We start from the raw sequence: 25373 nt of genomic DNA, 5'->3' as shown, positions 1-25373 counted from the left end.
GGTTGTCAGTGGCGCTACCCGCCGGCGTCGTTCGGACTTGACATCGAAGATCAACGCGGACACATTGTTTCTCAATAAGACCGCACCGAAGGTCAGGAACACATGCGCCAGGACCGCAGCTTCATGGTGGCCAGCTGGATCGCGCTGGCGGCCGCGGTCGTCACGACACTGGGGGCGCTGTGGGTAGCCGCCGTCGGTGTCGCCGGGTTGACCGGCGCGAGCGATTACTCCCATCGGATCAGCCTCGTGCCTGGCACCCATCTGCTGGACATGAGCTACCAGCCCTCCTGGGGAGTCCGCGCGTCCACCGAGGTCTGCCGCCGTATCAACCTCCGCGATCCCCAGCGCGACTGCGAGAACGTTCTCCTCCACGACGCTCACGGCCCACGCCAGGACCGCCCTTTCCTGCTTCCGGACGAAGACATCCGAGCGGTATCAGCCCACCTCGAGGGGCGCTTGTCGTTCGACGCCGACCCGGGCTGGAACCCCCTCGTCGCCTCCCTGTACGGAATGACGGTGCTCAGCCTGCTTGTCCTCGCCTTCCTGCTGTCGCAGCTGTGGCTGCTGCTGCGCGCCGTCTCCCGCGACGCACCGTTCACCGACCAGGTCGTGCGCCGACTGCGAGTCATCGGCCTCACCCTGATCGCCTGGGAGCTGCTGGAACCCTTCCTGTGGCTGTTCCTCAGCCCCAAGGCCTGGGAATACGGCCTCGTCAGTGCCGGTGCCCGGGGTGTGGGCCTGGAGCTGGGGTCGATGGAGCCAGGCGGACTGCAGCTCACGCGGATGGCGTTCGGGGCGCTGTTGCTGCTGCTGGCGCAGGTCTTCCGGCGCGGCGTACGCCTGGAACACGACCAGAGGCTCACGGTCTGATGGCGATCGACATCCGCCTCGACCACGTCCTGCTCGACCGCAGGATGACCCTCACGGAACTGGCTGATCGCGTCGGCATCACCGTCGCCAACCTCTCGATCCTCAAGACGGGCAAGGCGCGGGCGATCCGTCTCTCGACCCTCGATGCGATCTGCCGAGAACTCGACTGCCAACCCGGCGACCTGCTGACCCACGTCCCGGACGACGCGTCGGGGCACACCCGCCCCACACGTCGGTGAGCTCAGTTCCGGTGAACGGGACACCGGCGCGCGGCCGCCAATGGGACACACTCAGTCAGGCGGCGTCGAGCTCGACGGGCCGGTAGGCGATGTCGACCCGGGCCGGTGGCCTGCGGGTCCAGCCGGGGGTGGGCGGGGCGGTGGACCGGTAGCGGTGCCCGGTGGGGGTGGTGGTCTCGGTGGTGTGGCGGGGTCCGGGGCGGGGCCGGGCGGTCCAGCCGCGGGCCTGCTTGGCGTGGTTGCAGGTCTCGCAGAGGCCCTGGCCGTCGACGGCGTCGGTGGGGCCGCCGTGGGCGTGGTCCTCGGCGTGGTCGAGGTGTCGGATCGGGGCGTCGCACCAGGGGGTGCGGCAGGTCCGGTCCCGGAGCCGGAGGTAGTCGGCGAGGCGGCCGGTGAACCGGCGGGCGCGGGAGTCCATGGCGACCAGCTCCCCGGTGCGGGGGCGTTGGTAGAGCCGGCGCAGCCAGACCTCGACGTCCTGGTCGAGGTGGTCGGCGATCCACTCGCGGAGCAGGTCGCCGGGGACCGGGCCGTACCCCTCGACGTGGCAGGTGCGGGGACAGGATCCGGCCGACGACGGTGTCGGCCATGATCTGGCCGCGGCTGCGGGGGTCGCCGGCGGCCTGGAGCCGGTCGACCTCGCGGAGCAGCGCGGCGTGCACGGCGACGCCGTCCTTGACCGGGAGCAGGGCGGTGAACCAGGCCATGGTGTCGGGGGCGGGGCGCAGGGTGGTGTGCCGCTCGGACTGGGCGCGGCGCCGGCGTGCGGCCACGGCGGCGGGGTCGAGCCGGGCGGCGCGTTGCCGGGTCGTGGTGGTGAGCTCCCGCTCGCCCATGGCCTCCAGGGCGGTGGGGTCGCCGGCGAGGTCGGTGTCGACGCGGCGGCGGTCGGCCAGGCTCAGGCAGCCGGTCTCCCGGGCGAGGATGGTGGCCTTCCAGCCGGTGATCCGGCCGGTCCGGAAGGCGTGCAGGGTGTGGGGCATCTCGTCGCGCAGCACCCGGGCCAGGCCGAGGTGTTGTTGGCCGCGGTGCGGGGACTCGCGTCGGGCCAGGGCGACCTGGGCGGCGATGCCGCGGCCCTGCCGGGCCGCGGGCACCCCGGCCGCGGCGGCCTGGGCGCGTTGGGAGGTGTCGAACTCGCCGGTGACCACCGTCTGGGCGGGCCTCGGCGACGCAGGTGAGCCGCTCCAGGGTCCGGATCAGGTCGATCCGCTCGGCGTCGGTCAGCTGCTGGCCGTCGCCCTGGAGCGCGGTGATCCAGCCCTCGACGGTCTCGGGCGTGGGCAGCGGCGCGGCCCGGCCGCGCATCCTGTCCCGCCCGCTCTCGATCATGTCCCCGACCCCAGGACCGACCACCGACACTGGGATTCCCACCAGGTCTCGCTGCCGCGACCAGGCGATCACCGGGATGATGCCGAGATCTGGTGAGACCACGGACGGGTGACCTTCGTCGCTGGTGCCGGTCCTCGAACACCGGGAGGCTTCGGGAGGAGGGCTCCGGGGGCCGAGGCGGGTCGTCTGTCTCCTTCAGTGAGGCCATCATGAGAACCGCAATGATTCGCGCTCTACCGGCCACGACGCTGCTCGCTGTCAGCCTTGCCGCGCCAGCACGCGCCGCGGTCATCAACGGCACCAGCGGACCCGACGTGCTCGTCGGCACACAGTCGGCGGACTCCATCCACGGCTTCGGCGGCAAAGACACACTGCGAGGCAGTGGAGGCGCTGACAAGCTGTACCCCGGCGATGACTCGAGGAAGGACGTTCTGCGTGGAGGTCCCGGACCGGATCGAATCAGTGCCAGGACGCCTGACGCTGTCTACGCCGGCGCGGGAAACGACACCGTGAGGGTTCTCGAGATTCATGGATGGGAATTCCCGACCATTCACTGCGGCCCGGGTCGGGACACCGTGATCGCGACCTACAAGGGCTTTGGCATGTCGCACTGCGAGCGCATGGTTGCGCCATGACCGCCCCTCGGTGAGGCCCAGAGCGGGAGGCGGTTCTCTTCCGCTCTCAAGGGTGAGACCCCCGCACCTCGAGCACGGTCCTCATCTGGAGCCGCTGACCGATGAGTTCGGTGACGGGCGGGAGTCGGTCTCATCATGACGGAGATCTTCGCCACGGGGATCGCGATGGGGGAATCGCCCCGGTGGCACGAGGGCCGGTTCTGGATGTGCGACTGGATGGCCGGCGAGGTGCTGTCCTTCTCGTCCTCGGGCGATCGTCGGGTGGAGGCACGCGTCGAGGGGCTGCCGTTCTCGATCGACTGGCTGCCGGACGGACGACTCGTGGTCACCACCCCCGGTGGCGTGTTGGCCGGCACCCCGCTGGCGCCCTACGGGGCGGCCGGTCAGCCCTTCAACGAGATCGTGGTGGACCGCCGCGGCAACTGCTGGGTAGACATGCCCGGCTCCATGCCCGGGGAAGAACGCAAGCCTGGCTTGGTCAGTGTCGTGCGCCCGGACGGCTCCTGGGAGCAGGTTGCCGGCGATGTCTGGTTCCCCAACGGCATGGTGATCATCGACGACACCACGCTGGTCGTGGCCGAGTCCCATGCAGACCGACTGACGGCCTGGACGCTGGCGTCCGATGGTTCGCTCACGGACCGACGGGTGTGGGCAGCGTTGGGTGAGCACGAGGCGCCGGACGGCATCTGCGTCGACGAGTCCGGTGCAGTCTGGTACGCCTCGGTCCCCCAGCAGAAATGTGTCCGGGTGGCCGAGGGCGGTGAGGTGCTGGAGACCGTCCTGGTCGACCGGGGTGCCTTCGCCTGCATGCTGGGCGGGGACGACGGCCGCACGCTGTACATCGTCGCGAACCGCTACGGCCCCGAGGGCGCCTGGGACGGCGTGGTGTCCACCAAGCGGGTGACGGTACCGCGGGCCGCCCGCCCATGAACCGGCTCGACCAGTTCAGGGCGGTGTCGCCGGCGAGCAGTAATGGATGCGCGCAGCCGATGAGCGAACTGGACGGTCTGGACGACTCGCGTGCCATGCTGCGCAGGTGGTTGAACCGGCGGGAAAACGAGGCTCGGCCTCACCTCTGGCGCTTGGTGTGCGCGGCTACGTGTTGGCGCTCGCTGTCAGCCTGACCACGCTTGCTGTGGAAATCGGCGTTGTCGACGCTCTTCAACAGGGCACCGCGGATGATTTCGTGGACGTTGTCGTCGTGGTCATGGTGTTTGGTGTCGTGCCTACCGCCGTCATCGGCTCGGTCGGTGCGTTCGTGGTTCATCTCGCAACGCGGAAAGCGACGTCTCAGTGGCCGGCAGTCGTACTTGCTGCCGCCCTCGGCCTCGTGGCTGGCCCCATCATCTGGTGGGGAGAGTTCGAAGTTGCGGTCTTGCTGGGGGTTGCGGCCGCAGTCGGGCGATTGGCCGCGGTCCCCTGTGCTCGCAACAGGGCGGCTTGACCCCAGCTGACCGTGGTGTGCCTGAACGTGCCGCCGGATCGCCTCGAGGCGCCGGTTCCGGACGTTTGATCGTCCTGTCCCTTGCTAGGTTCAGCCGGTGGACATCACGCGGATCGGACCTGCCGATTGGGAGAAGTTTCGGGCGGTGCGGCTTGCGTCGTTGTCCGAGTCTCCAGCGGCTTTCGGTTCGCGACATGCCGACTGGGTCGATGCCCCCGCCGAGCGCTGGCAGTCCCGCCTGACTCAGGTTCCGCTGACTCTCCTGGCGCAGAGAGCGACGAAGGTGGTCGGTGTCGTCAGCGGACAGCCTGTCGGCGAGACATGGGTTGAACTGATCTCGATGTGGGTGGCCCCGGCAGCTCGAGGAACGGGTGTTGCCGGTCAACTCATCGACGCGGTGGTGGAGTGGGCCGCTGGCCAGGACAGGACGACCTACCTGATGGTTCGCAGCGACAACACCCGCGCGCGAAAGTCGTATGAACGGGCTGGGTTCGTCGATACAGGAATCCCAGAGGGGTGGCCGGCCGACGAGCCCCCGGAGCACCGGATGGAGCTGCGCACCTGACGCCGGTGCCGGAGCGGTGCCCACCGCCCGCCGCTGCCATCGCCGCGATGCCCGTCATCCATCTGCCCTCCACCTCGGCCAAGGCGGGACCCGGTGTGACGCTTCCATCGGGGCTCAGCAACCGGTCGTCGGCGACTCCCCTTGTCGAGCGGGCGGTCCTGCCGATCTGCGCGCCCAGCAGCTTGAGTATGAAAGCGGATCCTTGTCCGCGACTGCCGCGACAATGTGGTCGTCATGAGCCACCGACCCAGCGCGCACCCGCCACGAATGGTTTCGGCCTCGTCCCGACCGCCTCTGCGATTGCGGGGCTGGCCCGCCTGGGGTTGGCTGGTGCTGGTGGTCGCTGGTGTGGCCACGCTCGGTTATGAGGGGTACGCCTTGCCCTGGCTCGCCTTCGGCGTGTCTGCCGAGCACCCTGCGCCTGAGGATGTCGCTGCCGTTCTGGATGGGGCACGCGGGCTCACACTGACGGTGCTCATCCCCTGGCTGCTGGCCTCCATCGTCATGCGGCCACACCTGCGGGTGGTCGTGACCGCACTGGTGTGCACGGCTCCCGCGCTCTGGTTCTGGTGGGATGCCTCGCAGATGCGCTGACGTGCCGCAGTCAGCGTGGGCTGTGGCGACCACGACGCCATCACGCCGAAGCTCATCCGGATGCGTGTCGTGCCTGCTCCAGGTTCGACTGGTGGGGGCCGGCGAGCCAGTCTTGGCCCAGACGCGCGTCGGCCGGGTCATCTCCTCGCCGCAGCGCGTCGATGTAGGCATGATCGGCGGCGAGGCGGGCCGCCACCTCGGGACCCGCGGCCACGGCGCCGTGGCCGGGGACCAGGACATCGACGTGCTTGACGGCCTCACCCAGCCGGTCGAGGGCCGTCTCGTAGGCGCCCACCTGATCGGGGCGGCGAGGGTCGAGGAGCGGGATCAGGACGTCGGAGAGCATGTCGCCGGCGAGCAGGACGCCACGGTCCGCGAGGAGGACCGCGGCGTGGCCGATGGCGTGCGCCTGATGCTCGACGATCTCGCCCGGCAGGGGTACGCCGTCCGCGGGGCAGCGGGGTGAGGAGCCCGATCAGCTCGAGAGGGATGCCCGACGCGCTCTCAGCCGCCATTCGCTGCGCCCGCTCTCGGGCTTCACTGGCAGCGTGGGCGCCGGCGGGGGTGGCGTAGCGCGGCACGTCGCCGAACCGGGGATGCCAGAGCAGGTGGTCCCAGTGGGGATGGGTGGAGAACCCGGCGACCACCGGAATGCCGAGTCGGTCCACGTCGTCGGCGAGCTGGTTCAGATCGGAACCGTCGATGCCGGGATCGACCAGGATCAGCCCACCCTCCGCGCGCACCGCGATGGCATTGCTCCAGACCCACTCGCTCTGCCGGACCCAGACGCCGTCGGCCACCTGATTCATCACGGTCTCACTCTGCAGAGACCTCCGCCCGGCCGCAATCGTGTTGGGCAGTTGAGTGCCTCGGCATCGAGCACCCTGGGCGCGGCGGCTCGATTGCCCATCGACAGGTCTGCGCTCATGCCGAGATCCGCCTGAAGCCGCAGCGATGTGCGGTCATTCCATGTTCACCGGTCGACCGCTCAGGTGGATGCCGCTTCCGCGCAGGTTGAGTTGCGCCATGGTTCCGTGCAGCCGCCAGAACATCGATGGCGGTAACGGTGTCCCGAGCGCTGCGGCCTCCAGATAGCTCAGGTGAACGCACCATCCATCCCTGTATGACTCCGCGAGGTCACCGAGCGCCCTGTGGCTCAGCCGAAGGTCGGTGGTGCCATCCGACTCGTCGAGCTCGAGGGCGACCGTCGAGGCTGGCTCATCGGGGAACTGCCAGGTGAAGTCGAGCCTGCTTGGCTCGGCGCAAGTCACTACGGTCGATCGGCAGCAGTAGCTGTCGCCGTGATTGACCTCGAAGCTCGAATCAGCCCCGATCGCACCGCTGACCAGCTCGCCCAGCCACTGACTCAGCAGGTCGGCATCCGTCAGGCACTGCCACACCCGAGCACGAGGCACTTCGACACGCCACGTGAGGCTGAGGTTGACCGATTCATCAATGTGGACCAATGGCACGGCAGCGAGCCTATGGGCTGGCCACGGCCTCCTCGCGTCGTCCCACACGAAGAACGTCTCGGCCGGCGAGAGCCCCTCGAAGTCGATCTCGGTGATGTTCCCGCGGGTGATCGTGACGGTGAGGTCGAATGCGGTCATGGTCCACGCCGATGCCATGTCCGTGTGCCCGGGCCGGGCGAGCGGCCGAGATCCGCTCGGCGTCCGGGCACAATGCCGACATGCCCACGCTGTCGTACGTGTACCCGTGGCCGGCCCAGGCCCGCGCCGACCGGCCCACCGACGAGGACGAAGTCGCGGACGTCGCGATCCGTGGCTGCCGGTCCATCGCGGAGCTCTACAGCGAGGCCCTCCCGGAGCTCGGGTTGGCCAACCGCGTCAGTGAGCTGCGGCTGTTCATCCGTCACGCCCCGGGTCTCGAGCACGTGCGCGCCACCGTGCAGGTGGACCCCGTTCGCGAGGGGTTCGAGATGGCCCACATGCACGTGCCGACCGGGTTCGCGGCACGCGCCCCGCAGCTGAGGGCGCGCATGCTGCTGGAGGCCGTGCACGGGCTGGTGGGCCGGCTCGCGGTTGCGCGCGGCTGGGACGTCAACGTTCTCGAGCGCTGCCGGCGGCAGGTGCTCGATCGTGGCCTCGAGTATCGGTGGAGCTCGGCGCCGAAGGCGTCCCCGGACCGGCGCCACGAGGCGCGCGCTGACTTCAGGCTTCCTCCGGACGGGTACGGCCGGGTACGGCTTCGCGTCGTCCGCCGCGACGACGGCGTCACTGTGGCGTCCTCGGACGAGGCGCTGGCGTTCTGCACGAGCGCGGGGTTCCGCCGTGCCGCGAAGTCGCTGCGGTGGCAGGGCAAGGACCACGTGTCGCTGGTGCCCTACGACTGGGTGCCGTCGGTGCGCGGCGGACAGCTGAGCCTTTCACGCGAGGACGGTGCATGGCGTGGAGTGGTCGCGGACTACATGAGCGTCCGGCCGGTGCCCGCCGGCGACCCGGCGCCTCCGGCTCTGGGCGTCCAGGTCGAGGGCCGCGGCGAGACCGCGGCCGAACAGCCTGCCCGCATCGTGTTCCTGGGCGGCGGCCCGATCCGGACCCGCCAGATCGATCGCTTCCACGACGCCTTCATCGCCGAGATGACCCGGTTCGCCTCGCCGTCCGGCCAGGACTGGTGGCGGGGCGCCGGCATCCGGCTGCTGGAGGTCGAGATCAGCTACGGCGGGGAGCGGGCACGGGTCCGCAGTCGCCGCGGCGAGCATCGGCTGCGAGTCTTCGTGGACCGGCCCGATTCGTCGCTGCCGGGCCGGGATCCGGCACCCCTGGCCCGAGGGGTCGCCGAAGAGGTCGTGGCTCTGGTGCGTCACCGGACGGGTCTGGGTCCCCATCCGGAGTTCGCCTCGTCGTGACGCCGACGGCCGCTGCCGTTGGAGCAGTAACACGTAGCCGCGGATGGCGCGCTCTGGCATGCCAGCCGGCTCGGCGACATGAGCAGGTGCGTGAGCTAGCTCAGGCGAACTCCAGCGCGGTGCACTGCCAGCGGCCGGTGCGCAGCTCGAACCGCGCGGCCAGCGCGCGCGAGCGCCGGCCGTAGCGCACGTGGACGCTGACCTCGACCGCCTGGCGGGAGAGGAAGCAGGTCCGCACGCCCATCACCTGGGGCCGGACCGGCTGTACCCGCCCCTGTCCGGGGGTGTGGTGGCCGGCCCGGGCGACGAGCAGCGCGCGGCGCTGGAGGTCGGCGTACACGCTGCGGCTCGACCACCGCAGCAGCTGCGAGACGGGCCGGTCGCCGCCGACGATCTCGACGGCGGCCTGGGCGTAGCGGCGCGACCACTGCTCGATGTGGCGGCGCACCCCCTGGTCGATGGGGATGACGTCGCCGGCGGGCCGGGCCGTGCCGGGTGCCAGGTCAGGCGGGTCGAAGCGGGGCTGGAGGTCCAGTGCGAGCGTGCCCTGGACGCTGTCGACGGGCACCGGCGGCCTCAGCCGGACGACCTTCTCGTGGGACGGTGACATGGGAGCTCCTCTCGGTCCGGTGGATCAGGGACGGGGCAGGCGCAGCCGCTGGCCGGGCCTGATCAGGTCGGGGTCCGGGCCGATGACGTCCCGGTTCAGCTCGTAGATCCGGTGCCAGGCGGGGCTCTCGCCCGCGAGGTCCCAGAGGGTGTCGCCGACGCGCACCACCATGAGCGGGGTGGAGGGAGCCGGTCCCGGCCGGCTCATCCGACCGCCCCCGGGGACAGCGCCGGTGGCCCGGTCGGGCAGCGGCAGGCCCTGCACCGGAGAGACGGACACCGCCCCCGCGTGGTCCTGGTGCATCTCGCCCGGTGTGGCGAGGGCCGGGGCGGCGAGACCTCCGGTGAGCGCGACGCCGCACGCGGCGAGCACCAGCCGGCGCAGGGGAGCGGGGACGCCACGGACGGGCCGCCGGCCCTCGCCACGGGCCGCCTCGACGGTGACCAGCGTGGTGAGGATCCACAGCCAGGACGCACCCACGGCGGCGACGCCGGCGCACGACCACTCCAGCAACCGCTCGAACGGCTGGCCGGTGACTCCCCGGCCGGTGACGGCGTGGTGCGCGGCGACCACGTCGGGCAGCAGGAGGCACGCCAGCGCGCCCAGCACCGCGGTGGCGCCCAGCCAGACGGCCAGGCACCGAAGCCTCGTCCCTGCGACCTGTCCACTCATCCGAGATCCTTGCGTTTGCTTCCGTTTGCCTCAGTGAACGCTTCTTTACCTGAGTCGTCAACAACTCATGCACAGGTGATGTGAGCGGGGACGAGGCGGCCCGGTGCCCTCGCGAGCCAGACCACGTGGTCACGGCCTTCGGCCGCGCCTACCGTGGAGGGATGGACGAGGAGCCGGAGGTCGTGGACCCGCACTGCCCCACCTGTGGACAGCCGCTGCGGCACGGGGGTCACCTGTCGCGCGAGAACGCCGCGTTGCTCACCGCTTCCGGCAACGCCGGGATCACCTTCGAGACGCAGGGTCGCTGCGAGAACGAGGCCTGTGTCGACTACGGCCGTGAGTTCGCTCCGGCCGAGTGGCTCCTGCCTGACGAAGGGCAGGAGTGACGGCGACCGCTCGGGAGCACGTGTTCCGGGCACCTGCGCAGAGGCGCCAACGCAACCGCCCGGAACATGGCAGGGTCGGCACATGTCCTGGGAAGCAGAGCTCTTCACCTTCCTCGACGACCTCGAGCAGCAGGCGGAGGCGATGTACGACGCCGAGCGCGGCGTCGAGCTGGCCGACCGCAGCCGGGCGGAGTACCACCACGTCACGTTGGCCAGCCGGCTGATGGCCTCGGTCGGAGACGAGGTCGTCCTGGACCTCCGGGGCACCGGTCCCGTCAGCGGGGTGATCGAGCGGGTGGGCGCGGGCTGGTGCCTGCTACGAGGCCCGGCGCAGGACTGGGTCGTGAACGTCGGCGGGGTTGCGCGGGTGCTCGGCGCCTCGGAGCGCTCCGTGCCGGAGGTGGCCTGGTCCCCGATCGCGAAGCTGGGTCTTGGCTCGGCGCTGCGCCGGATCGCCGAGGCGGCCGACCGGTGCGTCCTCCACCTGGCCGACGGCGGCCGTCACGAAGCCGTGCTGCGTCGCGTCGGCGCCGACTTCGTCGAGGCGCGGGTGGGGGAGGGCCGGGTGGAGCTGGTCCCGTTCAGCGCCCTGGTGGCCGTCCAGAGCCGCGACTGAGCGCGGGGCGAGCGCTCAGGTGGCGTCCGCGTCGTACGGCGGCAGCTCGCCGTCGTCGAGCGGGCGCAGGCCGCGGCGGCGGGGGGCGGCCTCCTCGCGGTCGGCCTCCTCCATCGCCTCGACGATGTGCTTGCGCACGATCGTGCGGGGGTCGAGGTCACGCAGCTCGAGGTCGGCGTACTCGGGTCCGAGCTCGGTACGGAGCTCGTCGCGCGCGGCGTTCGCGAAGCCACGCGCCTTGCGCACGAGCTGCCCGGCCTGGCGGGCGAACTCGGGCAGCTTGTCCGGGCCGAAGACCAGCACCGCCACGAAGGCGATGACTGCCATCTCCGGCAGGCCGACCCCGAACACGGGTCAGAACTTACTGGTCGGAGTGAGGCCGAGCTGCATGCCGGCGAGGCCGCGGCTGCGGCCGGAGAGCTGGCCCGCCACCTCGGTGAGGACCGTGGCCGCCGGTGCGGTCGGGTCGGAGTCGACGATCGGCTTGCCGGCGTCGCCGCCCTCGCGCAGCGACGTGTCCAGCGGCACCCGGCCGAGCACCGGCACGGAGTAGCCGAACCGCTCGGAGAGCGTGGCCGCGACCCGGTCGCCGCCACCGCTGCCGAAGATCTCGATCTGGTGCTCGGGCCCGCAGTGCGGGCAGGCCAGGAAGCTCATGTTCTCGACCACGCCGGCGACCCGCTGGTGCATCATCGAGGCCATCGTGCCCGCGCGCTCGGCCACCTCCGCGGCGGCCTCCTGCGGCGTGGTCACGACCACGACCTCGGCACCGGGCAGGTGCTGCCCCAGCGAGATCGCCACGTCGCCGGTGCCCGGCGGCAGGTCGAGGAGCAGGACGTCGATGTCGCCCCAGTAGACGTCGGCCAGCATCTGGACCAGCGCCCGGTCGAGCATCGGGCCGCGCCAGGCGACGACCTGGTCGCGGCGGGGCTTGAGCATGCCGATGGAGATCACCGAGACACCGCTGGGCGTCGGGACCGGCATGATCAGGTCCTCGACCTGGGTCGGCCGGGAGTCGGCGACCCCGAGCATGGCCGGCACCGAGTGGCCGTAGATGTCGGCGTCCACGACCCCGACCTTCAGGCCCAGCTTGGCCATCGCCAGCGCGAGGTTCACGGTCACCGACGACTTGCCGACGCCGCCCTTGCCGCTCGCGATCGCGAACACCTTGGTGAGGTTCCCGGGCTGCGCGAACGGGATCTCGCGCTGCGCCTGGCCGTCGCGCAGGACCTCCTGGAGCCCGGCGCGCTGCTCTGCGGTCATCACGCCGAGCTGCAGGTCCACGCCGGTGACTCCCGGGACCCGGGTCACGGCCGCGGTGACGTCGCGGTTGATGGTGTCCTTGAGCGGGCAGCCGGCGACCGTCAGCAGCACGGTCAGGTGGACCACGCCCGCGTCGTCGATCTCGACCGTGTCGACCATGCCGAGGTCGGTGATCGGCCGCTTGATCTCCGGGTCGTTGACGGTCGCCAGCGCGGCGTTGACCTGCTCGAGGGTCGGGGTGCTCATGATGCCCAATCCTAGGTGGTGGGGGGTCGGCCTACGGTGTGGGCTCCGCCTCGTCGTCCTCGGCCCTGTTGAGCTCCTCGAGGTCGCTGAGCAGCGAGCGCAGCTCCGACCGCAGGAAGTCGCGGGTCGCGACCTCGCCGACCGACATCCGCAGCGAGGCCACCTCGCGGGCGAGGAACTCCATGTCGGCGTGCGCCCGGGCGTTCGCCTGGCGGTCCTGCTCGGCGATCACCTTGTCGCGGGTCTCCTGCCGGTTCTGCGCGAGCAGGATCAGCGGCGCGGCGTACGACGCCTGCAGGCTCAGCATCAGGGTCAGGAAGATGAACGGGTAGTCGTCGAACCGGATGTCCGCGGGCGCGAGCAGGTTCCAGCCGATCCAGATGAGCACGAAGCCCGTCATGTAGAGCAGGAATCGTGCGGTGCCCATGAACCTGGCGAACTGCTCGGCGAAGACGCCGAAGGCGTCGGAGTCGTACGCCGGCCGCCGCACCAGCGGACGGCGGGTCTCCTTGGGCGTGTCGAGCCGGTAGCGCTGGGGGGTGCGGGTGGTCTCAGCCACGGCTCACCCCCGGTCGCGCATCGCCCGGCCGCAGCGCCTTCTCGCGCCAGTTCTCCGGCAGCATGTGGTCCAGCAGGTCGTCAACCGTGACCGCGCCGAGCAGCCGGTTGTTGTCGTCGACGACGGGAGCCGCGACCAGGTTGTACGTCGCGAGGTGCGCGGCCACCTGCTCGATCGACGCCGCCGGGCGCAGCGGGTCCATCGAGTTGTCCAGCGCCCCGGCGACCAGCGTCGAGGGAGGCTCGCGCAGCAGCCGCTGGATGTGGGCGACGCCGAGGAACCTGCCCGTGGGCGGTTCGAGCGGCGGGCGGCAGACGAAGACCATGGCCGCCAGCGAGACCGGCAGGTCCGGGTTGCGCACGTGCGCGAGGGCGTCCGCGATCGTGGCGTCCGGGCCGAGGATCACCGGTTCCGGGGTCATCATCGCGCCGGCGGTGTGCTCGGCGTACGACATCAGCCGACGGACGTCCTCGGCCTCCTCGGGCTCCATCAGCTCGAGCAGCGCGGCCGCCGTGTCGGGCGGGAGGTCCGCGATGAGGTCCGCGGCGTCGTCGGGCGACATCTCCTCGAGGATGTCGGCGGCGCGTTCGGAGTCGAGGTGCTCCAGGATCTCGACCTGGTCCTCGTCGGGCAGCTCCTCGAGCACGTCGGCCAGCCGCTCGTCGTCGAGCGCGGCCACCACGGCGGTACGACGCTCCACCGGCAGCTCGTGGATCATGTTGGCCGCGTCGGCGGGCCGCATCTCGTTGAGGGCTGCGATCAGGTGCGTCGCGCCCTGCTTCTCCTCGCGACCGATGAGCCCCTCGACGTCGCGCCACTCCACGACATGGGTCTGGCCGCGCCGGCGCAGCCCCTTGGCCGGCTCCTGGACGGCCACCCGGGAGAGCACCCAGTCGCGGTTGCGCGCCTGCTCCATCGCCACGTCGTACACCGTGCCGAGCACGCCGGTCTCGCGGATCGTGACCGTGCGGTCGAGCAGCTGCCCGATCACCAGCGTCTCGGTGGAGCGCTGCTCGAAGCGGCGCATGTTGAGCAGGCCCGTCGTGTAGACCTGCCCGCTGTCGATGTTGGTCACCCGCGTCATCGGCACGAAGATGCGCCGGCGACCGAACACCTCGGCGACCATGCCGAGCACTCTGGGCTGGTTCACCTCCGAGCGGAGCGCCACCACGAGGTCGCGGACCTTGCCCACCTGGTCACCCTGGGGGTCGAAGATCGGCAGCCCGACGAGTCGGGCCGCGTAGACGCGGGTGGGGGTCGTGCTCACGGCCCCGACGCTACCGGCCGGTTGCGTCGCCGCGCGCGCTGCACCGCCGGAGAGGTCGGTTAGCATGTTTCCCCGACCCCCGCCCCGGCTCCGGAGGATTCCCCCATGTCCCGCCACTCCCAGCGGCGCCAGCGGCTCGAGCCGTCGGTGATCGGAACCGTGGCGCTCGCCGTGGTGCTGCTGGTCGTCTCCGCCGTCTTCCTCGCGTGGGGCCACGTCGTCGACCCGACCGACGGCGCCGCCGCCGACCCGGGCGGCCGGGACCTGGTGGAGGCCGCCGGCACGACCTCGGCGGCACCGGCCGACGCGGCCGCGGCGACGCAGGCGCAGGCGCGGGTGGCGCCGCAGCGGATCGTGCTGCGTGGTGAGGTCTTCAAGCGGGTGGTCGAGAAGAAGCAGAGGAAGTCGAAGCGGTCGGGGGAGGTGTCCCTGCCGACGTCGTTCCGGGTCAGCACCTTCAACGTCCTCGGTGCCTCGCACACGACGGCCGGTGGCCGCCACGCCCGGTTCGGGGCGGGCGTGGACCGGATGCGCAACGTCGTCCAGCTCCTGCAGGGCACCGGGGTCAGCGTGGCCGGCTTCCAGGAGTTCCAGCCGCCGCAGTACGGCGTCTTCCGGCAGGCGGCCCCCGGCTGGGGGGTCTACCCGGGCGCCGAGCTGGGGCAGGCCGCCATGGCCAACTCGATCGTGTGGCGCACCGACGTGTGGGAGCTGGTCTCCAAGCAGACGATCCAGATCCCGTACTTCGGCGGGAACCCGATGCCGATGCCCTACGTCCAGCTGCGCAACCTGCAGTCCGGGCGGACGGTGTGGTTCTTCAACACCCACAACCCGGCCGACGCGCACGGCCCCGCGCAGCAGTACCGCAACCGGGCGACCGCGCTGGAGATCGACCTCGCGCAGCGGCTGGGCGCGGACGGCTCACCGGTGGTCTTCACCGGGGACATGAACGACCGTGAGCCCTACTTCTGCCCGATGACCATGCAGACCGAGATGCACGCGGCCAACGGCGGCTCGACCGGGACCCCGTGCGTGATGCCGGACGGCCCCACCAACGTCGACTGGCTCATGGGCAACGGCGCCGTGTCGTTCGCGAACTACCACAGCGACTACGGCCCGCTGGTGCAGCGGACCAGCGACCACCACTTCGTCTGGGCGGACGCAACGATCCCGGCGGACGGCTCGCGTCAGCGGTAGAAGTCCGAGGGGCACCCGCTGCCGGCGCAGTCGGCGTACTTCCTGGTCAGCTCGCGCAGCTGCTTGTACTGCGCGTGGTAGCGCGGGTCCCGGCGCAGGTTGTCGAGCTGCCACGGGTCGACGTTGCGGTAGTAGAGCTCCGCGCGGCCGCGCTTGTTCTCCACGTAGGTCCATGGCCCGACCACGACACCGGTGTAGAGGGGGGTGGTGCCGCCCTGGACCGGGTAGCCCTCGATCGGGACGACCCGGCGTGCGGCGCGGGTGTCGAGCCACGGCAGCACGTTGGTGCCGTCGACCTTCCGGGTGGGCTTCGCGCCCGCGAGGGCGGCGAAGGTGGGTGCCCAGTCGGCGTTCGTGACCGGGGCGTCGCTGCGCTCACCCTTGGCGACGCCGGGCCCACGGATGTACATCGGGATGCCGGCGATCTCGCGGAAGTACCAGAGCTTGCCGTCGAGGTTGTGCTCGCCGAGCACGTAGCCGTTGTCGGAGGTGAAGACGATGTAGGTGTTGTCCAGCTGCCCGGTGCTCCGCAGCGTCCGGACGGTCCGGGCGACCGCCCGGTCCACCGACTGCAGGGCCTCGATCCGCTGCTGGCGCGCCTCCCGCATCTCCTGGCGGTGGACGGAGTCCACCGTCCGGTGCACCGGACGGATGATCGCCTTGTCGGAGGTGTCTTCCTCGAACATGTCCGGTGTGCGGGGGAGGTGCAGCCAGTCGAAGCTGTTCTCGTCCTCCGGCGCCGGCGTGGTCGTCTTGATGGGGGACTCGTCGTCGGGGTGCAGGACCTTCGGGTCGTCCTTGGCGTCCGGCCCGCCGGTGTGCGGCGCGACGTAGTTCACCCAGAGGTACCACGGCTTCCGCTCCCGCGCGGGGTCGTCGAGCATGTCCACCGTCAGGTCGCTGAACAGGTCGCTGGAGTACTGGTGGTAGGTCCGGTCGGTGCCGTTGTCGTTGACCGTCGGGCGGACGAAGTTGTACGTCGTGGGGTCGACCGTCGCGCGCCAGTCGCTCCAGCCGGGCGGGACGTAGGTCTCGGAGCCGTCCTCGCCGTACCCGTTGAGGTACTTGCCGATGAACATCGTGTCGTAACCGGCCCGCTGCAACCAGACCGGCAGCGTGTCCTCGTCCTCGAACGCCTTGAACCCGCCGCCGGCTCCGTTGATGGTCAGCGCGCCGTGGTTGTGGGAGTACTGCCCCGACACCAGCGAGGCCCGGGCAGGCACACAGATCGGGGTGGGAGCGAGGCCGTTGTCGAGGGTGGTGCCCTGGTCGGCCATCAGGTGCTGGACGTGCGGGAGGTACCGCATGTCCTTCTGGGCCGCGTCGTCGACGGTGATCATCAGCAGGTTCGGCTGCCGCCGCGGCTGCGTGAACGCGTCCGCGGTGAGCGGCTTGCCGGGCAGGACCGTGTCGTGCTGGTTCGGCGCGCGCACCGGCGCCGGCCCCTTCGGCACGACGTGCCGCTCCCGCTGCGGGCCCTGGCCCTGGGTGTCACCGGACGTGCAGCCTGCCACCGTCAGGCCGGCGACCGCGACCATCGCCGCCGCAGCCAGCCAGCGGGGCTCGCGGGATCCCCGTACGGGCATGCGGAAAGCTCCTAGCGAAGGGGGGAAGGGGTGAGCCCCATCCTAGTTGGCGCACCGGAACCCGAGGTTCGAGGCCGAGGAGTCCGGCGGGGAGGACGACCGGGCAGCCACCCGGTAGCGGTTGCAGTAGGAGTCGTGGCACAGGAAGGAGCCGCCCCGCATCACCCGGGCGGTTCCGGTCTCCGGGCCGGCGGGGTCGGCGGGCGCGACCGTGGCGTAGGCCTCGGCGTCGAACCAGTCGGCGCACCACTCCCAGACGTTGCCGGCCATCTGGTGGAGCCCGTAGCCGTTCGGCGGGAACGTCTTGACGGGGGCGGTGCTCGCCCAGCCGTCCTCGCGGGTGTTCTCGACCGGGAACCGCCCCTGGAAGATGTTGCACATCCACCGGCCCCGGGGGAGCAGGTCGTCGCCCCAGGGGTAGCGCCGGCCCTCGAGGCCGCCGCGCGCGGCGGCCTCCCACTCGGCCTCGGTGGGGAGCCGCTTGCCGGCCCAGGCGGCGTACGCCGTGGCGTCGTCGTGGGAGACGTGCACGACGGGGTGGTTCTGGCGCCGGGACACCTCGGAGCCAGGACCCTCCGGGTGGCGCCAGTCGGCCCCCCGGACGGCCAGCCACCACGGCGTCGCGGCCGGACGCCCCAGCACGTCCGCGCCGTCTCCGGTGTGGTCGAGCTGGAAGACCGCCGAGCTGCCCTCCCGCTCCGCGGTCGTCACGTGCCCCGTCGCCTTCACGAACGCCGCGAAGGCGGCGTTCGTGACGGTCGTGGCGTCGACGTGGAAGGTGCTCAGGCGGACCCGGTGAACCGGGGTCTCGCCGTCGGCGGGGTAGCCCTCGCCGAACGCGTCGCCGAGGACGAACTCACCGCCCTCGATCCGGACCTGGCCGCGGTACGACGGGCTCCGCGGCGCCGACTCCGGCTCCCGGGCAGGCGTGGCGCGGGAGCCGGCGTTCGACGGCACGCAGCAGGGGCGCGGATCCTCGGTCGTGCTCACCCGCCCATTGTCACTGCTGGGTGTCCGGCCCCACGAACACGTTGAAGCTCTGGTCGGCGTTCATGGTGCTGCCCGGGATCCGGGGCAGCTGGAGCGCGGCCGTGGCCAGGTTGGCCACCACCCCGTTGCGGATCGGCTGGGTGGCCGAGTAGCCGGGCTGCAGCGTCCCGGGATTCTGGTAGGCCGGGTTGAGCGAGTAGAGGTCCGCGCCCGCGACCACGTCGGGACCCCACGCGATGAAGGGCACCGTGTAGTTGCCGCGCACCGTGCGGTCCTTGTTGGTGTGCCCACGCCCGCCGGCGCCCGCGGTGAGGAGCACGAGGGTGTGGCCGTCGAGGGCGGGGGAGGACGTGATCGTGGTGAGCACCCGCCCGACCATCGCGTCGACCTCGGTCAGCGTGGCCCGGTAGTCCTTGCTGGCGTAACCGCTGGTGCGCCCGACGTCGTCGAGGAGCGAGAGCTGGGCGACGGTGAGGGCCTTGGGCGACCTGGACAGCATCGCGGTCAGGCGGTCGACGAGCTCGTGGTCGTCCGTGGTGCTCACGAACCGGTTGATCTTGTCGCGGCCGTCGTCCAGGCCGTAGGGGTCGGTGCCGCCGTTCACGTCGTCCCAGCTGCGGTCGACGAGGGCCATGCGCGGCTGGCTCGAGAACAGGGCCGTGCTCAGGCCGAAGTTGTGGACGATGTCGAACGTGCTCGAGATGTAGCGGCCGGCGGCGGCCTGCACGGTCAGGCCCGTGTCGCGGTCGGCCCGGACACCGTGGCCCCCGCGGTCCGCGTTGACCCGGCGCCCGGTGAGCATGCCCACGACGTTGGGCAGGGTGGTGGTCCGCTCGACCTCGGTGCGGGCGTTGAGGGTCGAGGCGCCCTCGCCCATCAGCCGGTGCAGGACGGGCGTGCCGGCCTCGCCGGCCTTCCGGATGGCGCTGGGGCGCAGCCCCTCGACGGAGAGCACGAGCACCCGGGTCACCGGCGACTCCTGGACCGACGGCGGCGGGATGTTGGCGTCGGCGTAGATCACGAAGTGGTCGGTGGTCTTCTGGACCAGCTCGTCGCGCAGCGCGGTGTACCCGGTGAAGTTCATGTCGGAGGTGCCGAGGACCCAGTCGACCCGCGACGGCTCGGGCATCGTGCAGCCGCCGTTGTCGACGGTGCCGCCGGGGGAGCTGGCGCCTCCGTTGGCGGCGAGCAGCTCGGTGCTGCCGGTCATCGGGCAGAAGAACTTGTCACGGTCGTTCATGTCGCCGGTCATGAAGACCGGGGTGCCGGGGTACTGCTCGCGCAGCCCGTTGACGAGGTCGATCTCCTTGGCGACCGCCTTGTCCCGCCACTTCTGGGCCGGGCCGTGCGCGTCGGCGGGGTTGTGGGTGTTGAAGAACCACGCCTGCTGCCCGGTCTGCCTGTTCTGGAGCAGCACGTAGGGCATCCGGATCAGGTTGCCGTCGAAGTAGGGGATCTGGATGGTCTCCTTGCGCAGCAGGGTCCAGGTGTCACGACGCCACGCGATCGAGTTGGCCATCGCGGCGGTGGTCAGCTGGTTGCCCGGGAAGATCCCGAACCGCGAGCCGGCGAGCTCGTGGAACTTGTCGTACTGCGGCTGCTGCATCTCCTGGAACCCCACGACGTTGATGCCGTTGTCGTCGAGGACCTGCACCGCCCACTTCATCCGGGTCGCCCCGGAGGCCCAGCCCTTCCGCTGGCCGGAGTCGGTGTGGCCGGCGCCGAGGAGGTTGAAGGAGCTGACGCGGAAGATCGTGGCCCCGGCCGGCTGCTTGCGCAGCGTCTCCCCGCTTCCGGCGGCCTGGGAGGCGCCGAGCAACGACAGCGGCGCGGCGAGCAGCGCCAGCGCGAGGGCGCCGGTCGCCAGCCGGCGCGGCCGGTGGCGCTGTCGTCGGGTGGAGCGGCCGGTCCCGGACTCGTGGGTGGAGATCCTCACGGAGGTGCCCTTCGTTGAGGAGCGACGGCGGGCCGGACCCGGGGCCCGAGCCACCGGCGTGTCGCTCCGCGCATCAGTGGTGCCCCTGATGCTAATGTGACTTTTGGTGTTTCGTCACCACTTGAGTCGCCTTTGCTCCCCAGCCCCGCTATTTTTGGGGCTGCCGAGGCCTGATCCCGCACCGGGCCACGAGATTGGGAGAGTGATGGACCGCCGCGTCGTCCTGCACATCGGCACCATGAAGACCGGCACCAGCTTCATCCAGTCCGTGCTCGGCAAGAACCAGGCGGCCCTGGCCGAGAACGGCGTCGAGTTCCCGGGCGGATTCGGTGTCCAGGCCCGCGCGGTGCGCGAGATGCTGAAGCTGCCCCAGCAGCCGCGCCGCAACAGCCGGCGCTGGACGAAGCTGGCGACCGGGCTGCGCGAGAGTGACCGCAGCGGCATCTTCTCCATGGAGTTCCTGAGCTTCGCGGGCGAGGAGCAGGTCCGGCGGCTGGTCGAGCCGTTCGCCGGCCTCGACGTCCGGGTCGTGCTGACCGTCCGGGACCAGCTGCGCGCGATGCCGGCCCAGTGGCAGACGTACACGCGCAACTTCGGGACCGACGACTGGGAGGGCTACCTGCGCCACGTCGAGCCCTCGCGGGGCGGCACGGGGCGCGGCACGCGGGCCTTCAAGACCTTCCACCGTGCCCAGGACGTCCCCACGATCCTGTCGCGGTGGGGCGGCGCCCCCGGCGTCTCGTCCGTGGAGGTCGTCACCGTGCCGCCGTCCGGCGCTCCGCGCGAGGAGCTGTGGAACCGGTTCTGCGCCGCCGCGGGGATCGAGCCCCCCGAGGTCAGCCTCGAGGAGGTCAAGGACAACGAGTCGCTGGGCTACGCGTCGTGCGACTACCTGCGGCGCGCCAACGCGCACCTCCAGGACGTCCCCCCGCGGCGCTACCGCAAGGCGATGCGGCCGCTGGCGCGCGAGGTCCTGGTGCCCCTTAGGCCGGACGAGGGCCGGCCGCAGCTCGACCGCAGGGCCGCGACGTACGCCCGGTCGCGCAACGCGGAGATCCGCGACCTGCTCGCCTCGGACCGCTACCGGCTCTGGGGGTCCCCGGAGGACCTGCCCGTCCCAGCGGAGCTGACGGAGTACCCCACGACGGTCTCGCAGCCTGCGGCCGAGCAGGTACGCCGTGCCGCCGAGGCCGTGTGGGAGCACGCAGCGGCCGCGGCGGGTGCGCCGACCGGCAGCCGCCCCGACGACCTCGACCGGTTGGTGGAGGACGCCGGCAGGCTGCTGCGTCAGGCCCACGGGTGGGACGGGTAGGCTCGCCGGTCATGGGAAACGGTGACTCTCGGACGGAGACCCTCCGGTCCGTGCGGGTGACCGACGACGGGATCTTCGTCCGGGCCCAGCAGGACCGCGTGGTCGACGTCCTCTTCGACGGACGCCGGATCGGCTCCTTCTGGCTGGAGCGCGACACGCGCGAGGCCGGTGAGGAGCGTCTCTACCCCTGGCCCGACGCGCTGCGCCGGTTCCTCGACGGCACCACGACGTTGTCGCTGGTGGACCACGTGGACGACCTCGAGCTCTTCTCCGAGGAGGTCGCCCTCGGGGAGGGCGACGAGGAGCGGATCCGCGTCGAGGACGCCAACGGCAACCCGCTCGGGCTGGACAAGAGCCTGCGCCTGATGAGGCTCTTCGAGAGCCGCAGCCCCGAGCACGTCAAGCCCCTCCTCGACTCCATGGAGGCGGTGCTGACCGCGCTGGAGCAGTCCGGCGTCGAGCCCTTCATCGCCTACGGCACGCTGCTCGGCGCGGTCCGCGACGGTGAGCTGATCGGCCACGACTCCGACGCTGACCTGGGCTACGTCAGCGCCCACGACCACCCGGCCGACGTCATCCTCGAGTCCTTCCGGCTCCAGCGCACGCTGGTCGAGCAGGGCTTCGCCGTGACCCGCTACAGCGGCATCGCGTTCAAGGTCCTCGTGGAGGAGTCCGACGGGGCCCGGCGCGGTCTCGACGTCTTCGGCGGGTTCATGCGCGACGGGATGCTCTACCTGATGGGCGAGGTCGGCCACCCGTTCCGCCCGGAGTGGGTCCGACCGCGCAGCCAGGTCACCCTCGAGGGCCGGTCCTTCCCGGCCCCGGCCGCGCCCGAGCACCTGCTCGAGGCGATGTACGGGCCGACGTGGCAGGTGCCGGACCCGGCGTACAAGTTCGAGACGCCGCGGTCGACCGTGCGCCGGCTCAACGGCTGGTTCCGCGGCACGCGGGTGGGCCGCGAGCAGGTCTGGGACAAGTTCTACAGCCGGGGACCGCAGGCCGTCGGCAAGGACGGGCCCAGCGCCTTCGTGCGCTGGGTCCGCGAGAGTGAGCCCGACATGCGCACCGCGGTCGACGTCGGCTGCGGCGTCGGTCGCGACGCCACGTGGCTGGCCCGTGGCGACGTCAACGCGTGGGGGCTCGACTTCGTCGGGCGCGCGTTTCGCAAGCAGGCCCGCCGCGTCGCCCGGCAGAACCTCCCCGCTCGCTTCCTGTGGGCCAACCTCAGCGAGCTGCGCTCGGTGCTGGTCACCGGCGCCCTGCTCGCACGCGAGCCCGGCCCGCGCATCGTGCTGGCCCGGCACGTCGCGGACGCGACCGACGAGACCGGGCGGGCGCACCTGCTGCGCCTGGCTCGCATGGTCGCCGCACACGACGGCCGGCTCTATGTCCAGGTCCAGACCGAGCGGACGCCGGAAGGCGGCGAGCGCGGCGAGCGCGGCGTGAAGCCCCTCGACGTGGACGCCTTCCTCGCCCAGGTGCGCGAGCTCGGGGGCAGGGTCCTGGAGCGTCATGACCTCGTCGTCGACGACGGCGACGAGGTGCCCGCCGGGTCGGCGGACCCGACCATCTGCAGATTGGTGATCACGTGGAGTCCCTGAAGATGTTCGCGCGCCGGTTCCGCGACAGCGGGGACCTGGAGCGACGGGTCGAGGAGCTGGAGGCGGAGGTCCAGGAGTGCCGTCAGCTCAACCTGCGCCTGGCCGAGCTGACCGACGTCGTGATGGAGCTGCTCCTCCCGGTGGCCGACCGTGACGAGGCGCGAGTCGCCGAGCTGCTGCAGAGCTACCGCGACAGCGTCAACGACCCGCCGGTGCCCGGACCTCGATGACCGCGAGGGTCTTCCTCCACATCGGGCTGCCCAAGACCGGGACGACGTACCTCCAGGACTGCCTCTGGGGAAACAAGCAGGAGCTGGCCGCGCGTGGGGTGCTGCTCCCGGGCCGGCACCGGCGGCGGCACCTGCTCGCGTCCCTGGACCTCCGGGACGACCCCAACCTGGCGCAGCGGCCCGGTGACGTCGAGGCTCCGTGGCAGGAGCTCGTCGACGAGGCGCGGGCGTGGGACGGCGACACGGTCATCAGCCACGAGTTCTTCGCCAGCGCCGCACCCGAGCAGGTGCAGCGCGCCGTCGACGCCTTCCCGGGCGCCGAGGTGCACGTGGTCGTCACGGCGCGCGCCATGGTCGGTCTCGGGGTGTCCCGCTGGCAGGAGTGGGTGAAGAACGGCGGCAAGAAGCGCATCGACCGCTACCCACCGCGCTCGGACTACGACCCCACCGACGAGTGGGGCTGGGGCAGCTTCGACCTCGCCGACGTGCTGGCACGTTGGGGCTCGGTGATCCCGCACGAGCGGGTCCACGTGCTGCCGATGGCGTCCTCGGGCGGCGCGGACCCTCGTGACCTGTGGCTGCGCTTCCTCTCGGTGCTGGGCCTGGACGGGGACGGCCTCGCGGCACCCGAGCAGCAGGCGAACCGTTCGCTCGGCCTGGTCGAGGTCGAGCTGCTGCGGCGGGTCAACGCGCGGCTGACGGGCTTCGGCTCGGCGTTCGACCGTGGCACCTGGATCCGCGGCTACCTCGGCGAGGGTGACGTCCTGCCGGACTCGCGGGAGAAGTTCCGACCCGACGACGCGATCCTCGAGGAGCTCTGCCGGCGCGGGGAGCGTGCCCTGGCGATGCTGCACGACGAGGGCTTCGACGTCGTGGGAGACCTGGCGCTGCTCGAGCCCGCCGACCTGTCCGGGCTGCGCCACCCCTCGGACGTCTCCGACTCCGAGCTGGTCGATGCGGCGGCCGAGACGATCGCCAACATGCTGCGCGACGTGAGGTCCCTCACGCGTGAGCGCAACCAGCTGCTGGACGACCTCAAAGGTCGGCGAGGGGGTCCCGGATCGCGTGTTAGCGTGCGCAGGCCGTGGACTCGCTTGCTGAGAGGTTGGAAACGTTGAGACTGGGCAGGATCTTGGGCGCCCTGATGGCAATGGTGCTGTGCGCGGGGATCGCGCCGGCGTACGCGGGGGACTACCAGCCGGACGCCGGAGCCACGTTCAACGTGCCACGCTCGACCCCGGACAAGGAGTTCCGCGTCGAGCGCACCATCACCTCGGCGATCAACCACGCCAAGAAGGGCTCCCTGATCCGGATCTCGCTCTTCTCCTTCGACCGCAAGCCGGTGGCGCAGTCGCTGATCGACGCCAAGAAGCGCGGCGTCCACGTGCAGATCCTGCTGAACAACCACCAGGTCACCGGCGCGCAGCGGATGCTGCACAGGGCGCTCGGCAAGAACCGGTGGAACAAGAACTTCTCCTACGAGTGCAGCAACGGCTGCCGCTCCAAGGGCGAGAACAACCACATCAAGTTCTTCCTGTTCTCCCACACCGGCAAGGCGCGTGACGTCGTGATGACCGGCTCGGTGAACTTCACCCTCAACGCGGTGAAGAACCAGTACAACGACGTCTACGTGAAGAACAACGCGCCCAAGCTCTACGACACGTTCAACGTGCTCTTCGACCAGATGCGCAAGGACAAGCCGGCCAAGCCGCTGTGGTTCTCGCGCAAGATCGGCACGCAGTTCGTGCTGCAGGCAACGCCGTTCCCGAACTTCGGGCCCAAGCACGACCCGATCATGTCGATCCTGGGCCGCGTCCACTGCAAGGGCGCTCGCGGCGGCACCGGCAACAAGTACCACCACACGATGGTGCGGGTCTCGATGCACGCGTGGGGCGACCGGCGCGGCACCTACATCGCCAAGAGGCTGCGGAACCTGTACGCCGCGGGATGCGACGTCAAGGTGCAGTACGGCAAGGGCGGGTACGCCGTGCGCCGTGAGCTGGGGGTGCGCACCAGGCGCGGCTACGTGCCGGCGCACACCAACGGCTACGACACCAATGAGGACGGCCAGGTCGACCTCTACACGCACCAGAAGGAGCTGCTGATCTCCGGCAACTACGCCAAGGATCGCTCCACCAGCCTGGTCGTGACCGGCTCCAGCAACTACCAGGACGCCGGCCTGCGCGGCGACGACGAGATCTTCCAGCTCCACAGCGTGGGTGTGCTCAACCAGTACCTCCGCAACTGGAAGTTCATCTGGGAGAACCGCTCGCGGCCGATCCGGTACGTCAACGGCAAGGTCCTGGCCCCCACGTTCTCCTACTCCGGCCCTGCCTGGGAGAACGACTGATCGT

29 protein-coding genes and 2 pseudogenes are annotated in these 25373 nt (G+C 71.0%); 18 read left to right on the top strand and 13 right to left on the bottom strand.

Annotation, left to right across the window (positions count from 1 at the left end; genetic code table 11):
- Positions 1–102: 102 nt before the first annotated feature.
- Both ABD268_RS10950 and ABD268_RS10945 read left to right on the top strand, forming a co-directional pair.
- Positions 103–870 (top strand): DUF2975 domain-containing protein, encoded by a 768-nt coding sequence (locus tag ABD268_RS10950; protein ID WP_344151410.1) that lies wholly within the window; start codon positions 103–105, stop codon positions 868–870.
- Positions 870–1109, top strand: coding sequence for a helix-turn-helix domain-containing protein (locus ABD268_RS10945; RefSeq protein ID WP_344151407.1), 240 nt, complete (start codon positions 870–872; stop codon positions 1107–1109). The genes ABD268_RS10950 and ABD268_RS10945 overlap by 1 nt, the downstream gene beginning before the upstream one ends.
- 55 nt (positions 1110–1164) lie before the next feature.
- On the opposite strand, the gene ABD268_RS10940 is transcribed toward ABD268_RS10945, so the two are convergent.
- A complete protein-coding gene (locus ABD268_RS10940; RefSeq protein ID WP_344151450.1) occupies positions 1165–1527 on the bottom strand; it encodes a hypothetical protein in 363 nt (120 codons plus the stop codon).
- A 217-nt stretch (positions 1528–1744) separates the two neighbouring features.
- Positions 1745–2206 (bottom strand): annotated as a pseudogene (locus tag ABD268_RS10935) (DUF222 domain-containing protein); the annotation flags it as partial.
- Between the two features lie 46 nt (positions 2207–2252).
- Here ABD268_RS10935 and ABD268_RS10930 point away from each other — a divergent pair.
- The 7 genes from ABD268_RS10930 (at position 2253) to ABD268_RS10900 (ending at position 6145) form a co-directional block, all read left to right on the top strand.
- Complete coding sequence (locus tag ABD268_RS10930) at positions 2253–2537, top strand: hypothetical protein (protein WP_344151404.1); 285 nt, start codon at positions 2253–2255, stop codon at positions 2535–2537.
- Between the two features lie 113 nt (positions 2538–2650).
- Positions 2651–3076: a calcium-binding protein gene (locus tag ABD268_RS10925; protein ID WP_344151401.1), complete on the top strand. Its 426-nt coding sequence runs from the start codon at positions 2651–2653 to the stop codon at positions 3074–3076.
- Between the two features lie 135 nt (positions 3077–3211).
- On the top strand, positions 3212–4006 hold the full coding sequence (locus ABD268_RS10920; RefSeq protein WP_344151398.1) for an SMP-30/gluconolactonase/LRE family protein: 795 nt from the start codon (positions 3212–3214) through the stop codon (positions 4004–4006).
- A 106-nt stretch (positions 4007–4112) separates the two neighbouring features.
- Positions 4113–4520, top strand: coding sequence for a hypothetical protein (locus ABD268_RS10915; RefSeq protein WP_344151395.1), 408 nt, complete (start codon positions 4113–4115; stop codon positions 4518–4520).
- A 97-nt stretch (positions 4521–4617) separates the two neighbouring features.
- The gene (locus ABD268_RS10910) at positions 4618–5085 is read left to right on the top strand and encodes a GNAT family N-acetyltransferase (protein WP_344151392.1); all 468 of its coding nucleotides are present in this window, start codon (positions 4618–4620) and stop codon (positions 5083–5085) included.
- A gap of 330 nt (positions 5086–5415) precedes the next feature.
- Positions 5416–5679 (top strand): hypothetical protein, encoded by a 264-nt coding sequence (locus tag ABD268_RS10905; protein ID WP_344151389.1) that lies wholly within the window; start codon positions 5416–5418, stop codon positions 5677–5679.
- A gap of 112 nt (positions 5680–5791) precedes the next feature.
- Positions 5792–6145 carry a hypothetical protein gene (locus ABD268_RS10900; protein ID WP_344151386.1) on the top strand — a complete coding sequence of 118 codons (354 nt, stop codon included), beginning with the start codon at positions 5792–5794 and terminating at the stop codon, positions 6143–6145.
- Positions 6146–6194: 49 nt separating this feature from the next.
- On the opposite strand, the pseudogene ABD268_RS22825 reads toward ABD268_RS10900, so the two are convergent.
- Together ABD268_RS22825 and ABD268_RS10895 are read right to left on the bottom strand one after the other, a co-directional pair.
- Positions 6195–6488: pseudogene (locus ABD268_RS22825) on the bottom strand (MBL fold metallo-hydrolase); the annotation flags it as partial.
- 153 nt (positions 6489–6641) lie between these two features.
- The gene (locus ABD268_RS10895) at positions 6642–7289 is read right to left on the bottom strand and encodes an SRPBCC domain-containing protein (protein ID WP_344151383.1); all 648 of its coding nucleotides are present in this window, start codon (positions 7287–7289) and stop codon (positions 6642–6644) included.
- A gap of 80 nt (positions 7290–7369) precedes the next feature.
- Between ABD268_RS10895 and ABD268_RS10890 the strand changes: the two genes are divergently transcribed.
- Entirely contained in the window at positions 7370–8548 is a 1179-nt protein-coding gene (locus ABD268_RS10890; protein ID WP_344151380.1) for a hypothetical protein, read from the top strand.
- 100 nt (positions 8549–8648) lie between these two features.
- Here ABD268_RS10890 and ABD268_RS10885 read toward each other — a convergent pair whose 3' ends face one another.
- Together ABD268_RS10885 and ABD268_RS10880 are read right to left on the bottom strand one after the other, a co-directional pair.
- The gene (locus tag ABD268_RS10885; protein ID WP_344151377.1) at positions 8649–9158 is read right to left on the bottom strand and encodes an Rv3235 family protein; all 510 of its coding nucleotides are present in this window, start codon (positions 9156–9158) and stop codon (positions 8649–8651) included.
- A 24-nt stretch (positions 9159–9182) separates the two neighbouring features.
- Positions 9183–9830, bottom strand: a complete 648-nt coding sequence (locus ABD268_RS10880) for a LysM peptidoglycan-binding domain-containing protein (RefSeq protein WP_344151374.1) — start codon at positions 9828–9830, stop codon at positions 9183–9185.
- 161 nt (positions 9831–9991) lie between these two features.
- Between ABD268_RS10880 and ABD268_RS10875 the strand changes: the two genes are divergently transcribed.
- On the top strand, positions 9992–10216 hold the full coding sequence (locus tag ABD268_RS10875) for a hypothetical protein (protein ID WP_344151371.1): 225 nt from the start codon (positions 9992–9994) through the stop codon (positions 10214–10216).
- An 82-nt stretch (positions 10217–10298) separates the two neighbouring features.
- Entirely contained in the window at positions 10299–10832 is a 534-nt protein-coding gene (locus ABD268_RS10870; RefSeq protein ID WP_344151368.1) for a hypothetical protein, read from the top strand.
- 15 nt (positions 10833–10847) lie between these two features.
- Here the strand turns inward: ABD268_RS10870 and ABD268_RS10865 are convergent, their stop codons facing one another.
- The 4 genes from ABD268_RS10865 to ABD268_RS10850 are packed head-to-tail and all read right to left on the bottom strand — an operon-like array spanning position 10848 to position 14167.
- Positions 10848–11183, bottom strand: a complete 336-nt coding sequence (locus tag ABD268_RS10865) for a sec-independent translocase (protein ID WP_344151365.1) — start codon at positions 11181–11183, stop codon at positions 10848–10850.
- Between the two features lie 3 nt (positions 11184–11186).
- Positions 11187–12341, bottom strand: coding sequence for an Mrp/NBP35 family ATP-binding protein (locus ABD268_RS10860; protein WP_344151362.1), 1155 nt, complete (start codon positions 12339–12341; stop codon positions 11187–11189).
- A 31-nt stretch (positions 12342–12372) separates the two neighbouring features.
- A complete protein-coding gene (locus ABD268_RS10855; protein ID WP_344151359.1) occupies positions 12373–12900 on the bottom strand; it encodes a DUF1003 domain-containing protein in 528 nt (175 codons plus the stop codon).
- On the bottom strand, positions 12893–14167 hold the full coding sequence (locus ABD268_RS10850) for a magnesium transporter MgtE N-terminal domain-containing protein (protein ID WP_344151356.1): 1275 nt from the start codon (positions 14165–14167) through the stop codon (positions 12893–12895). The genes ABD268_RS10855 and ABD268_RS10850 overlap by 8 nt, the downstream gene beginning before the upstream one ends.
- A gap of 105 nt (positions 14168–14272) precedes the next feature.
- Here ABD268_RS10850 and ABD268_RS10845 point away from each other — a divergent pair, with 105 nt between their 5' ends.
- A complete protein-coding gene (locus tag ABD268_RS10845) occupies positions 14273–15364 on the top strand; it encodes an endonuclease/exonuclease/phosphatase family protein (RefSeq protein WP_344151353.1) in 1092 nt (363 codons plus the stop codon).
- On the opposite strand, the gene ABD268_RS10840 is transcribed toward ABD268_RS10845, so the two are convergent.
- Genes ABD268_RS10840 through ABD268_RS10830 form a run of 3 tightly spaced genes read right to left on the bottom strand, consistent with a single transcriptional unit; the run spans position 15355 to position 19876 of the window.
- Positions 15355–16950, bottom strand: a complete 1596-nt coding sequence (locus ABD268_RS10840; protein WP_344151350.1) for a sulfatase family protein — start codon at positions 16948–16950, stop codon at positions 15355–15357. The genes ABD268_RS10845 and ABD268_RS10840 overlap by 10 nt on opposite strands.
- A 42-nt stretch (positions 16951–16992) precedes the next feature.
- A complete protein-coding gene (locus ABD268_RS10835; RefSeq protein ID WP_344151347.1) occupies positions 16993–17940 on the bottom strand; it encodes a formylglycine-generating enzyme family protein in 948 nt (315 codons plus the stop codon).
- A gap of 10 nt (positions 17941–17950) precedes the next feature.
- Positions 17951–19876 (bottom strand): alkaline phosphatase family protein, encoded by a 1926-nt coding sequence (locus ABD268_RS10830; protein WP_344151344.1) that lies wholly within the window; start codon positions 19874–19876, stop codon positions 17951–17953.
- 205 nt (positions 19877–20081) lie between these two features.
- Here ABD268_RS10830 and ABD268_RS10825 point away from each other — a divergent pair, with 205 nt between their 5' ends.
- The 5 genes from ABD268_RS10825 to ABD268_RS10805 are packed head-to-tail and all read left to right on the top strand — an operon-like array spanning position 20082 to position 25369.
- On the top strand, positions 20082–21188 hold the full coding sequence (locus ABD268_RS10825) for a hypothetical protein (RefSeq protein ID WP_344151341.1): 1107 nt from the start codon (positions 20082–20084) through the stop codon (positions 21186–21188).
- A 50-nt stretch (positions 21189–21238) separates the two neighbouring features.
- On the top strand, positions 21239–22789 hold the full coding sequence (locus ABD268_RS10820; RefSeq protein WP_344151338.1) for a class I SAM-dependent methyltransferase: 1551 nt from the start codon (positions 21239–21241) through the stop codon (positions 22787–22789).
- Positions 22777–23019 carry a DUF6752 domain-containing protein gene (locus ABD268_RS10815; RefSeq protein ID WP_344151335.1) on the top strand — a complete coding sequence of 81 codons (243 nt, stop codon included), beginning with the start codon at positions 22777–22779 and terminating at the stop codon, positions 23017–23019. The genes ABD268_RS10820 and ABD268_RS10815 overlap by 13 nt, the downstream gene beginning before the upstream one ends.
- Positions 23016–24137 (top strand): hypothetical protein, encoded by a 1122-nt coding sequence (locus ABD268_RS10810; protein WP_344151332.1) that lies wholly within the window; start codon positions 23016–23018, stop codon positions 24135–24137. Before ABD268_RS10815 ends, ABD268_RS10810 begins: the two co-directional genes overlap by 4 nt.
- A gap of 26 nt (positions 24138–24163) precedes the next feature.
- A complete protein-coding gene (locus tag ABD268_RS10805) occupies positions 24164–25369 on the top strand; it encodes a phospholipase D-like domain-containing protein (RefSeq protein ID WP_344151329.1) in 1206 nt (401 codons plus the stop codon).
- Positions 25370–25373: the final 4 nt, after the last annotated feature.

Source organism: Nocardioides koreensis (assembly GCF_039531775.1).
Classification (GTDB): Bacteria; Actinomycetota; Actinomycetes; order Propionibacteriales; family Nocardioidaceae; genus Nocardioides; species Nocardioides koreensis.
This window is presented reverse-complemented; position numbering and strand designations above follow the sequence as displayed.